General features: G+C 37.2%; 10 protein-coding genes. All 10 read right to left on the bottom strand.

Annotated elements, in window-relative coordinates; genetic code table 11:
- Positions 1-6 precede the first annotated feature (6 nt).
- Positions 7-786: a prolyl oligopeptidase family serine peptidase gene (locus tag AN34_RS15260; protein ID WP_029286825.1), complete on the bottom strand. Its 780-nt coding sequence runs from the start codon at positions 784-786 to the stop codon at positions 7-9.
- A 66-nt stretch (positions 787-852) separates the two neighbouring features.
- On the bottom strand, positions 853-3,150 hold the full coding sequence (bglX, locus tag AN34_RS15265) for a beta-glucosidase BglX (protein WP_029286826.1): 2,298 nt from the start codon (positions 3,148-3,150) through the stop codon (positions 853-855).
- A 29-nt stretch (positions 3,151-3,179) separates the two neighbouring features.
- Positions 3,180-4,919, bottom strand: coding sequence for a discoidin domain-containing protein (locus AN34_RS15270; protein WP_029286827.1), 1,740 nt, complete (start codon positions 4,917-4,919; stop codon positions 3,180-3,182).
- Between the two features lie 102 nt (positions 4,920-5,021).
- The gene (locus AN34_RS15275; RefSeq protein WP_029286828.1) at positions 5,022-5,423 is read right to left on the bottom strand and encodes a hypothetical protein; all 402 of its coding nucleotides are present in this window, start codon (positions 5,421-5,423) and stop codon (positions 5,022-5,024) included.
- A 50-nt stretch (positions 5,424-5,473) separates the two neighbouring features.
- The gene (locus AN34_RS15280) at positions 5,474-6,844 is read right to left on the bottom strand and encodes a glucoamylase family protein (RefSeq protein WP_029286829.1); all 1,371 of its coding nucleotides are present in this window, start codon (positions 6,842-6,844) and stop codon (positions 5,474-5,476) included.
- A gap of 57 nt (positions 6,845-6,901) precedes the next feature.
- Entirely contained in the window at positions 6,902-8,371 is a 1,470-nt protein-coding gene (locus tag AN34_RS15285; RefSeq protein WP_197285536.1) for a RagB/SusD family nutrient uptake outer membrane protein, read from the bottom strand.
- Between the two features lie 23 nt (positions 8,372-8,394).
- Positions 8,395-11,427 carry a TonB-dependent receptor gene (locus AN34_RS15290; RefSeq protein WP_029286831.1) on the bottom strand — a complete coding sequence of 1,011 codons (3,033 nt, stop codon included), beginning with the start codon at positions 11,425-11,427 and terminating at the stop codon, positions 8,395-8,397.
- A gap of 335 nt (positions 11,428-11,762) precedes the next feature.
- Positions 11,763-14,633, bottom strand: coding sequence for a triple tyrosine motif-containing protein (locus AN34_RS15295; protein WP_029286832.1), 2,871 nt, complete (start codon positions 14,631-14,633; stop codon positions 11,763-11,765).
- Between the two features lie 215 nt (positions 14,634-14,848).
- Positions 14,849-14,974, bottom strand: coding sequence for a hypothetical protein (locus tag AN34_RS22150; RefSeq protein ID WP_369818096.1), 126 nt, complete (start codon positions 14,972-14,974; stop codon positions 14,849-14,851).
- A 44-nt stretch (positions 14,975-15,018) separates the two neighbouring features.
- The gene (locus AN34_RS15300) at positions 15,019-15,963 is read right to left on the bottom strand and encodes a rhodanese-related sulfurtransferase (protein ID WP_029286833.1); all 945 of its coding nucleotides are present in this window, start codon (positions 15,961-15,963) and stop codon (positions 15,019-15,021) included.
- Between the last annotated feature and the right edge of the window lie 185 nt (positions 15,964-16,148).

Genomic DNA, 16,148 nt, shown 5'->3' on the forward strand with positions numbered 1-16,148 from the left:
ATTTATTTATCTCTTATGCCCAAATAACCAGGGCAATAAACCTGGCTCTGCGAATGCACTATCCCAACTGTTATGGTTATCATTAGGATAAAGTGTAAATTTAACTTCATCTCCAACGGTTTTAAGCCTTTCGGCTATGGCCATAGAAAATGCCGGATCTACAATATCATCCTTTCCGCCATGAAAAATCCATAGGGGAACAGTTTGGTATTTTTTAATGTTATTGGTATTGTCTCCACCACAGATCGCAAATGCGGCCGCAAAAGTTTTACGCTGTCTCCTGAGCAATTCATAAGTACCCATTCCACCCATTGAAAGGCCCCCTACATAAACCTGCTGCTTATCTACGAATGGTTTTTTAAGGAAGTCTTTAACCATTCCCTGTAGGGCATGCATTGCTTTAGTCGGTTTACCACCTTCTACAAAACTAAAATTTCTCTTCCCTTTGGTATTGGTAGTAATATTTACATTTGCCCAATAACTTTCTACAGCACATTGGGGAAAAACGACTATGGCTGGGAAATTTTGTCTCACCTCATCTTTAAGAAATAATGTGGCACCATGGGTTAACTGTTTTTCATTATCCTTTCCACTTTCGCCCCGGCCGTGCAACACGAATACTATTGGATATTTTTGTGTGGGATTAAAGTTTTCAGGGAAGAGTATTCTATAATAAATGGAATCACTTCTTTTAATAAAACTTCCGTAATCATATTTTTTGAGATCCTGGGCATTTAAAAACGTAAAGCTGAAAAATAAAAAAACGGATAGCACAATCTTTTTCATTTGACAAAAATAAAAAAACCCTGACCATTTTGCAATGGGTCAGGGTTTAGTAAGCATTTGATTTCTTTATTTTAATGTAAAGGCAGCCTCTTTTACATCCCTTGAATTGGTGCCGATAAACACCTGAAAATCTCCAGGTTCAGCAACAAATTTTAGTTCTGAATTGTAAAACTTAAGGTCATTTTCTGAGATATTGAAACTGATGGTTTTGCTTTCTCCAGCTTTCAGACTCACCTTTTGGAAACCTTTTAATTCTTTAACCGGGCGGGTAATGCTACCCACCAAATCGCGGATGTACAATTGAACTACTTCTTTTCCGTCGTATTTACCGGTATTACTTAAGGTAACTGATGCGGTGATCGATTTTCCTTTTGTTAAAGTATTAGCACTCAATTTAACATCACTATAATTAAAATTAGTGTAGCTTAAACCAAAACCAAATGGATATAATGGATCGTTACTTACATCTAAATAATTTGATCGGAATTTCTCAAACCATTTACCTTCTGCCAACGGGCGACCAGTGTTTTTATGGGCGTAATATAACGGCACCTGACCAACGTTTTGAGGAAATGTAGTACTCAATTTTCCCGAAGGGTTAACTTTTCCGAACAATACATCGGCAATTGAATTGCCAGCTTCACTTCCCGGGAACCACACATTTAAGATGGCAGGAATATTTTCCTCTTCCCATTTCAATGCCAGTGGGCGGCCAGTGAACAGCACCAAAACAATCGGTTTTCCTGTTTTGGCTAAGGCTTTAAGTAAGTTCTTTTGTGTTTCCGGAATTTGGATATCCGTAACACTACTGCTTTCCCCTGTAAATTCAGAACCTTCGCCAAGAGTGGCAACAATGACATCAGATTTTTCTGCAACTTTTAAAGCTTCTTTTATCATGTCTTCTTCACTGCGCTGATCACGTTTATAGGTAGGATTGTGAACATTTACATAGCGATGTTCCATAGCTGAATCGGCCAGAAAATTAGAACCACGAGCGGTTAAAATCTTGGCATCGTTGCCTAAAGCATTTTTTAATCCTTGTAATACGGTAACAGACTTATCAAACAAGGCAGCAACGCTCCAGGTTCCATACATATTCGCCGTATTATCTGCCAGTGGACCAATTAAACCAATGGTGCCTGATTTTTTTAGTGGCAAAATGCTGTTGTTATTTTTAAGTAACACAAAGCTTTCAGCCGAGATTTCACGTGCTACCTGACGGTTTTCTGCATTAAACACCTCTTTTTCTGCTCTTTCTGTACTTAAGAACTTATAAGGATCGGTAAATAAACCTAATTTATATTTTGCCTGAAGAATTAAACGGCAGGCCCTGTTAATTTCATTAATGCTAACTTTTTTCTCTGCCAATGATTTCTTTAATGTGCCAAGAAAACCTTCACCAACCATATCCATATCAATGCCAGCGTTCATGGCCAATGCTGATACGGTTTGCAAATCGCCCATACCATGTGCGATCATTTCCGGAATTCCGGTATAATCGGTCACTACGAAACCTTTGAAACCCCATTGGTTACGCAAAACATCCGTCATTAACCATTTGCTTCCAGTAGCAGGGATGCCATCAACTTCGTTAAATGAAGCCATGATGCTTGCTGCACCAGCATCTACAGCGGCTTTATAAGGCGGGAAATATTCATTATACATCCTTACTTTGCTCATATCGGTGGTATTGTAATCTCTACCGGCCTCAGCTGCTCCATATAAGGCGTAGTGCTTTACACAAGCTAAAATTTCATTGTTGGCTTGTAATCTACCCTGATAACCTTTTACCATGGCCGTTGCAATTTTTGAACCGAGGTAAGGATCTTCTCCGCTACCTTCTGAAATTCTACCCCAGCGCGGATCGCGGGAAATATCTACCATAGGGGAGAAGGTCCAGTTGATACCGCTTGCACTTGCCTCAATCGCCGCAACTCTAGCTGATTTTTGAACCAGATCCATATCCCAGATGCAACTTACACCCAATGGAATCGGGAAAACAGTATTATAACCATGAATTACATCCATACCAAAAAGTAGTGGAATTTTCATTCTGCTTTTTTCTACTGCAACCTTTTGTACGGCTTTGATTTTCTCTACACCTTTAATGTTGAACAAACCGCCAACTTGCCCTGCTTCGATTTTCTTGCCGATGTCGCTGCTGTTGGCTTGTCCGGTGGTAATATCTCCAGAACTGGGTAAATTCAGCTGACCAATCTTTTCATCGACCGTCATTTTAGCCATAAGGTTGCTGATGAAGATGTTCATCTTTGCCTCTTCGGACGATACTATTTTTTTGTTTTGTGCTGATGCGTTCAGTGCAAAGGATGTTAATAAAATAATCAGGATTTTCGCTCTATTCATTATATGTGTGTTTTTATTCTTTTAAAATTTTAATCTACTTTCTTTACCGCTGTTTTTTCTGAAACGCCATTTTCATTGATCGCTTCAATTGAAAAATAGTAGGCTTTCTGGCTATCCATTGCCTTAAACCAATATTCATTAAAATCATGAATCATGATGCAGTTATACAGTTTATCTGGCGCTGTTCCATAATATAGGTTGTATGCAAAAGCATTGTCAACAGGTTCCCATTTAATGTAGGCACTGCGTTTATCTTTTTCAGTTCTTAATACCATTAGATTTTCAACTGCTGCTGGTTTTTCACCGTTTCCATTTCCGAAAACACGCAAACCACTTATAGCAAACTTTCCTGTGGGCATATGGATATTCACCATTTTGATAAACCTGGTTTTAACTGGCTTTTCTAACTCAATATAATCATGAGGAACATCGGTTTTGTTCTTACTTTTATCAACTAAGATTGTCCATTTCTTTCCATCAGTTGAAGACAGTATTTTATACTGGTGATAGATACCAATCTGTTTACCAATAAATTCAGCATCCTGATCGGCATAATTGATCTGAATGGCATTAACCGTGGCTAAACTGCCTAAGTCCGTTTGAATCCATTCGCCATTATTGCCTGTTTTTGCGCTCCAATAAGTTTTAATACTTTCATCAACTGCATTGTTGGCATAAAAGCTTCCTAGCGTGGAGGAAACGGTTACAGGCTTTTTATAATTGATCAACATCCAGCCTGGTCCGGCGGGTCCATTTTCTTTTCTTTCTGACGGAAGATATAGTGGGTAATCTCCAAATGCTGTATTGGTCCACATCACATCATCTTCGTCAAACCCTGTTGGCCAGATGCCCATCCGGCGTTCCCAGGTGTTTTTTACACAGATAATGCTGGTTGAAATGTGCCAGTAATTTTTCGCATTATCCTGAAAGGTTGCCCCATGACCTGCACCACGTGAAAACCCTCCGCCTTTATAACTTAAGGGATCAGATTGTGGTGTAAACTCTGTGTCGTAGAATAAGGGTTTGCTCCCTACAACCACACCATCAGAGTACCCGCTAAATTCGGTGCCGGGCGCACCATATTGAAAATAATACTTGCCATTATGCTTGGTCATCCAGGCACCTTCTGCAAAAGGATCGAGAAAGGTATTATCCATATACTCCCCAAAACGTTGCCAGCCATAACGCCAGCTTTCTAGTAAATACATGGGGGTTCGAGTTCCTTTTGGCTTAAAAGTTTTCCGATCTAATTCTACTCCATACATAGGGTAGTTATTGCTACTGCCGTTGTACATGTAAAATTTACCATCGTCATCAGTAAAAAAGGAAGGATCCCATCCGCCAATTTCAAGTGAATCTACTAATGGAAACCACTTATTACCTTTTGGGTCTGTACTTCCCCATAAGGTGAAGTTTTTGGTGTAGGTACTGCCGAAGACGACCATGGTATCACCTACAATACCTACGCCTGGTGCACATAATTCATCTTTTGTTTTATTCCATGGGCGAAGAAACTTACGTTCTTCAAATTTCCAGTTTAGCATATCCGGACTGTGCCAGTAACCCCATTGGTTGGTGCTGAAAAGGTAAAAATCACCTTTATAATTAACAATCACAGGATCGGCTGTGGCGCGGTGTTTTCCCCATTTGGTAAAATCTTCAATAGGGGTGTAGCCATAATCAACATTGATGGGATTACAATAGGTTTTTTGTTGGGCCTTAGATCCCATTGCGCTGAAAAATAATAAGATCAATAAAATATTTCTCATTTATAACGCTGCTTATTTAATTTAAAACCAGTTGCTTGTAACCGTAGATTAATTATACTATTAAAAATCTTGAATAAATGTTTAGCCATTATTCTGTTATAATTAATTAAAAATATTTATTCTTGCGCAGCTCGAGCATCCAATTGCCATTCCACTTACGCTTAATCCGGTAACGTGTGTCCGGTGTTCCCAGTAAACCCACATATCATGAGCGCCACCGGTTGAGGTTAGCTTTACTGTATAAATGTCTCCGTTTTCTGGAATTTGTCCAATGATGGTTCCGTTTGGAGAATTTGGTGGGATAAAAAATGAATAGCTACCACCACTGGTAGTATTTTCTAATTGTACATATACACCATCACTGGTTGAATTTGTGGCGGTTACATTTACAGTAGCAAATTTTGCTTTTATTGTTTTATGTTTAGCCTTTGGTATGGTTGTAAAACTTGATTGAAGGATTACTAATCCCATCATTGCTGTTAAAATTAAAATTATTCTTTTCATGGTTCTTAGATTTAAGTGTATGATGGCTAAACATTTATTTTCAATAAATACTATGGCTTAAATTGAAAGTCTAATTTTGTTAGCCCTTTCTGTACATCTGGATTACTCATGAATAATTTCCATAATAAACCTGATCTGTAATTTTCAATCATTACTACTATTGGTCCCTGATCGATACCTAAATATCTTTTTGGGTACCAATGATCACTTTCAGAAAAAGCGTCATAAAAACCATATTTTCCCCATACTTTATCACCTAAATCTTCATAAAGATGGCGGATAACCTTCATTGATTCTTTTGGCGTATATGGAATAGAAGAAATGGCTGCAGTGGGAGAAATTACACCGAAATCTTCCTGAGGATTGTGTGCAGCATAGCCTTTTACGGAGTAGCTTGCAGTTAAGCCCCAGCTGTTTTCGCCATAACCTTTAAATTTCTTTGGATTGGCCACACAATAATCATGTATGGCAAGGGTATGATTCACATTGTTTTCCCAGTAATCCGCATAGCGGTCTTTCAAACCATTCGGATTTAAGCCCAGATAAGAATAATGCGCCCAAAATAAAGGGCCCACGGAATTTTTTTGTCCCTGATATTTCAATTTAAATGGATGACCGTACACTTCAAAATTAGCTTTGATTGCACCATTATCCGCCCAGCCTTGATGATAAACTGCTGCAGGAACGGTATGTGTAGGCGATGATGCAGCTAAAACATACATAATCAAACATTCATTATAACCTTTAACCGGGAAATTCATTTCCCATTTATATTCTGGCGACCAATGCCAGTATAGTACATTCTGGTTGCCATTGCGGTACCAGTTGAAATCAATATCCTTCCAGAGTTTGTCTGCTTTTTTCGCAAGGGCTTTATCTTCAGCAGATCCATTTTTGTAATAAGCATTAATACAAATCAGCGCTTGTGCTACAAACGAAGTTTCCACCAAATCACCACCATTGTCTTTTTGGCCGAAAGGGCGAACTTTACCTGTTTCACCATAAATCCAGTGTGGCCATACTCCATGAAAACGATCAGCTTTGGCCAGGAAATCAAGTATTTTGTTCAGCCGTTTTAAACCATCCTCTTTGCTTACGTAGCCTCTGTCAATTCCACTTAAAATAGCCATTAAACCAAAACCCGTAGCTCCGGTTGCAACTGTGCTCTTATCATTTTCAGGATAAATATTATCTTCATGAAAGCGCTCTCTTCCAGCTCCTGATGTAGGTTCGGCACCATCCCAGAAATATTGGAAGGTTTGTTTTTGAACGAGGTCTAAAAGTTGCTCATCAGAAAGATTTTTTTTGATGGTCAGCTTAGCACTATCATTAGTATTTTCTTTTTGTGCACATGATGAAAGTGAAACCAGGAGGAGTAGCGAGAAAATTAAGATGTGACGAATAGGGTAAGTTTTTAACATAGCGACTTTAAAAAAAAAGGTTGCCAGATCATCTGGCAACCTTTATCAAAATTTTTATTAGTAACCAGGATTTTGCGTTAGCAAGCCCCCGCTTAATTCAATTTCTGTTTGTGGGATTGGCCATACTTCATTTTTATTAGCCTTCCAACCTTTAACACCAAATACTTCAACACCTCTGCCTTGACGGATCACATCAAAATACCTGTCATTCTCTAAAGCTAATTCAACTTTTCTTTCGTTATATATCGCCGAACGAAGTAATGCTTTATCTGTAGTGACGACATCCGGAAGAATTCCGGATAAAGTACCTCTTGCACGAGCACGTACTTTATTTAGAGATGTTAAGGCTAAAGAAGGGTTTCCTAATTCATTTGCTGCTTCAGCATTCATAAGCAAGACATCAGCGAATCTTAACGCTCTAAAATTTTGTTGAGATCCTTGATTTCCAGCGATGAACATACTGAAAGGAACATATGACTTTTGATTATAGCCAATGTTAACTATATTGGTTTTAATAAAATCTCCTTGTGGAGTCGTTTCACCTGGGAAAAGAATAGTCGCATCTCTTCTTGGGTCACCTGTTTCAAAACCATCAATCAAGGCCTGAGAAGGTGTATTAAATCCCCAGCCTCCAGCTGGTTCTCCAGCCACACCTTGTACCTGACTATATTGTGAATTAGATGCATCTAAGTTTGTAGGATAATATTCACATTGAACCTCAAATAATGATTCTACATTATTTTCATTCTGAGTACGAAATCCCTTTTCAAAATCTGGAAATAGAGAGTAACCCATCGAAATTACCTGATTGGTTAACGATAATACATCACTCCATTTTTGTTGATACATAGCCACTTTAGCATGCATACCAAGAGCTGCGCCTTTTGTAGCTCTACCTAAATCTGAAGCACCGTAAGATGCAGGTAATGCCGCAGCAGCTTCGTTTAAATCTTTTTCGATCTGAGCATAAACTGCTGCTTTATCTGCTCGTGGGATATTATATTCAGATGCATCTGCCGGAACTTTTAATCTAAGTGGCACACCACCGTAAGCTCTGACTAATCTAAAATATGAATAAGCCCTTACAAATTTCGCTTCAGCCAGATAACGCGATTTTAAACTTTCATCCATAGAAATAGAAGGAACGTTATCTAGTACCTGGTTACAAAGATTAATATTTCTGTACTGACCAGTCCAAAAACTTTGTAAAGAACCTTCTGTAGAGGTAACAGTAAAAGTATCATATAAATTAAAGAAGGTAGCATCAACAGGTGTGCTGCCTTTATCAGCTTCGTCAGATCCAGTGCTTTCTATCGCTATAGCTGGAAAGGCCAGGTTTTCCCACGTACGTAAGTTTCCATAAATTGCGTTAACGGCTTTAGTTGCATCATCTTGGGTTTTCCAGAACTGTTGGGCAGCCTGTTGTCCTTGAGGATCTACATCTAGAAAGCTTTTTTTACAAGAAGATGCGAGTACTAAGGTGGATAAAACACCAACTACACACCATTTTTGTAATTTTATGTTCATATATGTTTTCATTTTCAAATCAATTAAAAGGTTAAGTTTACACCGATATTATAGGTAGCAAACATTGGATATACATTGAGATCAATACCTGCACTGGTCGGTACTCCACCAACTTCAGGAGTAAAGCCACGGTATCCAAATAAATTAACTGCGTTTTGTGCATTTGCAAACACGCGTAATTTTTGTATTTTCCATTTGGAAGTTAATTTTTGTGGTAAATTATAACCCAATTGAATATTTCTTAACCTAATGTATGCACCACTTTCTACATAAAATGAGTTGGTTTGATTGTTATTTCCGCCAGCTAAATTTGCTGAAGGATAAGTGTTGGTAGATCCGGCACCAGTCCAGCGGTTATCATAAAACTCTTTAGTGTAGTTTTCATTACCTAACCTGTTACCTAAGTTCGCATTATATACATCTACATCAGCAACACCTTGAATGTCAAGAGTTAGATCGAAATTTTTGTATGCGAAATTTGTATTTACACCATAGGTATATTTAGGATTTGGATTTCCAAGAAAGGTTTTATCCCTTTGGTCAATAGTACCGTCTCCGTTTAGATCAGCATATTTGAAATCTCCGGGTTTAGCTCCTGATAAACCAGAAGTTGCAGCTTCTTGAGCAGTTTGTATAATGCCGGTTACCTCATAACCAAAAAATGATCCTATTGGTTGCCCAACTACAGTTCTGGTTGGTACTACTGCGTTATTTAATCCATTACCACCAGCGTCTATTGGATTAGAGCCAGAGGTTACATTCAGAACTTTATTATTGTTGATGCCTATATTTCCACTGATAGAATAGGTTAAACCACCATCAGTTTTATCAGACCAAGTAGCAGAAAGTTCAAATCCTCTATTTCTAAAATCGGCCTGGTTGCCTAGTAACAAACTGTTAGATGTACCTAATGAACCTAAAATAGGGATATTAAAGATTGCCTGTTCTGTCTTTTTACTGTAGTAATCCGCTTCAATTGATAGTTTGTTGTTAAAGAAACCCATTTCTAAACCAATATCAGTTCCTGCACTGCGCTCCCAAAAAAGTGCTGAAGGAACAATGCTGGTTACACTTGCGCCAGTATTCGCAATCCCATTATAGAATGCTATTAAACCAGCACTTTGATCTACTGTTAATGTTGTAGGATTTATAGGTACACCTGCGTTACCTACTTTACCCCAGCTACCTCTTAACTTTAAATTGCTGAAGATCTTTTGATCTTTCATAAAATCTTCATTGGTTATTACCCAACCCGCACCAACTGAAGGAAAATATCCCCATAAATCACTTCCGCCGAAAAACTGTGATGCAGCATCTGCTCTTAATGAAGCATTTAATAAGTACTTGTTTTTAAAACCATAGTTTACTCTTCCAAAATAGGATGTAGCCGTATTTAATGAGCCACTATCTTCAATCTTCCTTCCATCGGCATTACCTAAACGCAGGTAAAGATCTCCTTCAGATTGATATGGAACATTCTGGGCGGTTCCTGTTGTAGTGTAAGATTTATAACGTTGTGCAGTTTGACCTGCTAATACGGTTAAACTGTGATCGTTCCACTTATTGTCATAGGTTAATGTATTTTCCAAAATCCAATTTCTTGTTTCAACCCTGCCAATAGAGAGTGTACTTATATTAGCGTTTTGTGCGGTTGTAGCCTTGTATTTTGGGGTATAATTGGTGTTTTCTTCCTGGCCGAAATCTCCACCAGCGCTGGTTTTGAACGTGAAATGTTTCGCGAATTTTAACTCTGCATAAACATTTCCGGTTATTCTGTATTTTGAAGTTCTGCTATTGTTAAAATCAAGTGTAGCCTGAGGATTCACGTTACTTCCATTTCCTAAATCTACAGTACCATTTCCAACAGGTACTTTAGTCGGATCTCCGTATGAACCATCTGCATTAAAAACCGATAGAACCGGAGCAGCGGTATATAAAGCACGGTATATTGATGCAGGAGCATTTTTAGAGATACTAGAGCTACCTGTAACATTATACCCTATTTTAAGGTCTTTCTTTACCTGAAAATCGTTTGATAAACGTGCTGTATATCTCTTATAATTATTGGTTTTTATAATACCATCCTGATCTACATAACCCAATGAAAAATTATAACTGGATTTCTCTGTTGCACCATTAATGGAAAGCTGATGGTTTGTAATGATCGCATTTCTTAATGCCTGATCGTACCAGTCTGTACCTTCTCCAAGATTTGTATTTGTAAACAAAGGGCTGGAACCATTTATAGCATATGCTTCATTTACTACAGTTGCATATTCACTTGCATTAGTCATTTCAACCGCATTCGTTACACTTTGCACACCAACAGTACCGTTATAGTTGATGGTAGCATTACCTGTCTTACCTTTAACAGTAGTAACCAATACCACACCATTTGCAGCACGGATACCATAAATGGATTGTGAAGAGGCATCTTTCAGAATATTAATGCTAGCAATATCTGCAGGATTCAAAAATGTAATGTCATCATACCAAACACCATCTACCACATATAATGGTCCTGTGTTACCATAAATAGTTCCCGTTCCACGAATGGTAATTTGAGGCGACGATCCAGGTGTAGCGTTATTGCTGATAGAAACCCCTGCAACTTTACCTTGTAAGCCACTAATTGGATTGGTAGATGGTTGTTTTGAAATATCCTCGCCCTTAACACTGGCTACAGATCCGGTAACATCAATTTTTCTTTGTGTACCATAACCCACAACTACAACCTGCTCGAGTTGTTGTGTTGATGAAGCTAAAGCTACATTAATAGTTGTGCGGTTAGCAACAACCTGCTCCTGGGCGGTGTAACCTACAAAATTGAATACTAAAGTTGCATCAGCAGGTGCGCTGATTGAATAATTTCCGTCTGCATCTGTCTGCGTTCCGCCTTGTGCTCCTTTTATAACAATGGTTACGCCTGGGAGAGATGTCTTATCACCTCCATCAGTTACCTTACCTTTAATGGTAATGTTTTGCGCAAATGCTACGTTAATGGTTAGCAAGCAAAATGCAGCGAGAACAGAAATTCTTGTAAAGATTCTTTTCATGCTATTATTAAAATTTAGTTTAATTGTTAATATAAAAGTGAGGTTGTTTATTCGCTTGTGCAAGTGAATTTACCTCAACATCATTACATCATGAGAGCCGGATTGCTATGTGAAAGAATAGAACCAAATGCTATTTCAGACCAAAAACGCAGTTTTTAGCTTTTTAACATTATTTTAACATTAGGCTAAGTGTGAAAAGTACACGAAGGTTTTTGTGGGGTGTAATTTTAGCTTGTGAGAGGTAATGATGTAGTCGAAAAACAAGGTGTAATGGAGTTTCAGGCAAAAATTGCCAATTCATGAGATCGTTCCCCGCAGTTTTTGTAAAGCCTGATCTACAATTCCATTAAGAATTCGGTAAGGTTTTTATCGTGAGGTACTTCTAATTTTTTACGTAAACGGTATCTTCGGATTTCAACTCCTCTCAAGCTAATATTCAAAAGTGATGACATTTCTTTGCTGCTCATATTCATTCTTAGATATGCACAAAGTTTGAGGTCATTAGGAACTAAATCAGGATGCTGTGCCTTTAACTTTTTGAAGAAACTTTCATGTGCTTCGTTAAAACTATTTTCAAATAAATGCCAGTCCCTTTCATCATTCATTCCATCATTAATTACCTTTTGAATTTTACGGGTCTGATCTTCAGAAAGCTTTTTGCCATTCTCATCTTTTAACTTTGCAATCTCGTCACTTAGCTTTTGCAATAACTCGTTTTTATAAACTAATGTCATGGCAGAATTGGCCAGCTCCCTATTTTTAGAAGCCAATTCTGCCTGAAGTTTTTCCGTTTGAAGCTTATTGATTTGTTTTTCATTTGCTTCAGCTTCCTTCCTTAAAATTTCATCTCGTTCAGCCTTTAAACGGGCACTTATTGCCAGACTATCCTTCTTTAGTTTTCTTTCATAGATCTTCTTTCCAAAAATTAATATCACTGCAAAAAGCAAAGAATATACAAGCAGTGCCCAGTTATTTAAATACCATGGCCTTAAAATTGTGAATTTAAATGTAGTAACATCTGTAACGGATGAATCATTTAGCTTGGCCCGAAGTTTAAACTTATAGCTTCCACTAGCCAGATTGGTAAAATCTTTATCCGTTGCATCGCTCCACTCTGACCAATCCTTCGAGTAACCTTCTAAAAAATACTGGTATTTAACTTTCGCCTGCCTGTAATAGGGGAGGGAAAAAGAAATTCTGATATTATTTCTACGATATGGAATTTCCATATCATTTCCTGTTTCACTAAGTGTATAATATTTATCAGTAATGTCGTCAATACGTCTGATTAGTATTCTAGGAAGCTTGTTCCTATCATTTGATTGATTTTGTTGCGTATGATAAATAACAAAGCCATCATCTACACTAATTAAATAAATAGAATTACTGATTTTGCTGATGTTCTCATAATATTGAACCATTCGTCCATCCAGTAGACTAAATTGGTTAGAGTCTATTTCTATTTTGCCTGGTTCGGTAAAATTGACCAATGATGTTTTACCATGATTGATGAACCAGTATTTTTTTTCACCTGCCTTGATGATGTTATTAGAGGAAGCGAAAGAACCTAACTTCTTATTTAATACCTCGTATCTTGTAAATTTATTGCTCAGTTCATCATAGGTGTAGAAGCCATGGTCAGTTGAAAAGACAATTCTATTTTCTAAATTGAAAATATTAATGTTGTAATTTCCCGGCAATCCATTTCTTTCATCAAAATATTTTGTCGAGACAACTTTAGTATAATCTGAATTTAGCGTAAGCTTATAAAGGCCCTTGTAGGCATGTCCGACCCAAATATCACCCTTATTGTCCTGTTCAATAAATCGTGATGGCGCATCAAAACCTGAAATCTGTGTAATAAATTTCAACCCGGTGCCAGGTGTTTTTTGATAAAGAGATAGCCCTACGTAAGTGCCCTGAATTAGGTAATTTGGATTGGAGTTTAACTTTTTAATAGTCCAGCCACCACTTGTTCTGGAGATCCATTCTATCCGATCGCCTAAAACCTTAAATGTGCCGCTATTATGGCCACAAACCAATTCATTATCAATGATGTTTAATTCCCATACCTGCCCTTGAGAGCCTTGAATCAGTTTAAAGTTTAAGTTCGATGCTGTATTTGGTGACCATTCACTATAAAACAAACCTTGATTAGTACCGAGATAGATTTTATTATTGAAAATTATGCTGGAGTAAACTGTACCAAACTGACCCGTTTTATCAAAATAAAAATATAGTGGTGAATTTAATTCAATCCTGTCAATACCATTGTCTAAACCTGCCCATAAATTTTGTTCATCATCAGCATATAAACTTAATACGGTATTATTTTGAAGTCCACTTGATTTATTAATTTTCTGTACGATGTTACCATTTTCATCAATAATGATTAAACCATTCAAAATTGTACCATAAGCGTAATACTTGCCAAGTAATTGAACACCATTATTAAGCTGATAGGTTTTTAGGAAAGCATTGGCAGGTGTATTTAGTGGATTGAAATTTTTTCCATCATAAATAAAAAGGCCGTTTTTACTGGTTCCAATTAAAAGTCCTCCATTTTTATAGGGCAGTATAGATAGAATGCCCTGCTTACCCAACTGATCACTTTGCGGCAGATAAACCAACTTATCGCCAACAAGTTCATGTAATCCGTTTTCTAAAATTTCTACAAAAAACCTTTTATTTACCTTATGTAGAAAAAGTAATGATTTTGATGATGAAACGACTGAAATTTTTTGATTTTGATAAATTAAGATTTTGGAGAATGACTGGAAAATTACCCTGTCTTGATCAATATAAATTTTCCAGATTTCATCTGTAATTTTCGATCCCTTTGGTAACAGGGAGGTGAGGGAATGGTAGGTTAATTTATTATTTTTGATGGCCCAGTAGCCAAATTCTCCAAAACATCCGGTATAAATTTTTCCTTTATTATCTGTTGCTACAGATCTCACAATTTGCCCGTTAGGCATTTTATGCTTTTGCCAGTACTTTCCATCAAAAGTGAGTAAACCTTCGGCGTTGCCATAGTACATAATACCATGATTATCTTTGGCTATGCTCCAATTTTGATTACCCGCACCATAAATAGATTTAGAATAATTTTCGATATATGGAACACCTATACTCTTAATATCAGATGCAAAAGTAGAATGGGATAACAGTAAGAATAATAATAACAGACGTAAAACGCTAAACATATAATGGAATGTAATTAAGCCATCGCTTTACAAAGTAAATGAAAAACATTGGATGCTTGTTAGTTGATGGTTTTATTATTAAACTAATTGGTCAATAGTCCATAGCTATCACCCCATAATGAAGATTAATAAATTAAAAATTATAATGAACTCTTCAACTTAGATATCATTTTGCAAAGTTGTTCATATTCACTATAAATTCTCTTAAATTCAGCTTAAGTGATATAACTCCGAGATGAGGACATAAATAAACAAATTGCAACTTCTAGTCCAGATCGAACAGAATGTGTCAAAAATCTGGAGAATTCAGCTTTCGATTGCCCCATACAGCCTTCTGCAATATTTAGCTAAGCTATCAGGAACTAACTATTAACTATCAACTCCATCATATCATTTCTACTTTCTTCGCAACAGGTTGAGGAACTTTTACATAATAACCTGTTCCATCGTATGGGCGTTTCCGTGGATTGGTGGTACAAGCTGTAGAACAACATCCCTGCAATTCCACTCCGCAATCATCGCATTGTGTAATGTGTTCATTGCACTCTGGGTTGGCGCAATTAATCATTTTTGGAGTGGTTTTACCGCAATTATAACAAACGGATACAATAGTAGGATTAACCTGATTAACATCTACGGCAATGCGGTTATCAAAAACGTAACATTTACCTTCAAAGTCTTTACCTCCTGCTTCCTTTCCGTATTTAATAATGCCGCCATGCAATTGGTAAACATCATTAAAACCATGATGTAAAAGCAGTGCAGAAGCTTTTTCACACTTGATGCCTCCGGTGCAGTAAGTTAAAATTTTCTTGTCTTTATATTGAGCAAGCTGATTTATCTGCTCAGGAAAATCACGGAAATTTTCAATATCTAGCGTAATGGCATTTTTAAATTTACCCAGGTTGTGCTCATAATTAGATCGTACATCTAAAATAATCACATCCTCATCATCCTTCATCGCCATGAAGTCAGTTGGTTCTAAATGTTTGCCGGTTTTTTCATTTGGATTGATAATCGAGGTATCCCTCAAACCAGAATGAACAATTTCTGACTTATAGCGACAGTGCATTTTTAAAAAGGATGGTTCTTCAACATCATCAATTTTAAATTCCGTCTTAGCGAAACGTTCATCAGCATGTATAGCTTTCATGTAGGCATCGCAAGATTCTTGAGTGCCTGAAACCGTTCCGTTTAAACCTTCATCAGCCACAATAATGCGGCCAACTAAATTTAAAGATTTACAAAATTTTAAGTGATCGGCAGCAAATTGTTCTGCATCTGCTATGTAACTATAGCAATAATAAAGTAGTGTCTGATATTTTTTCATAACGCTGTTGATACCGTTGCAAACGGCGTTTAAAGCGGTGCAAAGATAATAAAAAAGATGTATGCAAGAAGAGTTTAGGTAAAGGTTTTTAGTTTAGAGGGTTAGTGTTTAGGTATTTAAATAGGGATGACTTTGTAGCTTAGTGGTAACTTTCTAGCTGAAAAGTAATCTATTTTCATAAATTG

This window comes from Pedobacter sp. R20-19, assembly GCF_000708265.2.
In the GTDB taxonomy this organism is placed as follows: domain Bacteria; phylum Bacteroidota; class Bacteroidia; order Sphingobacteriales; family Sphingobacteriaceae; genus Pedobacter.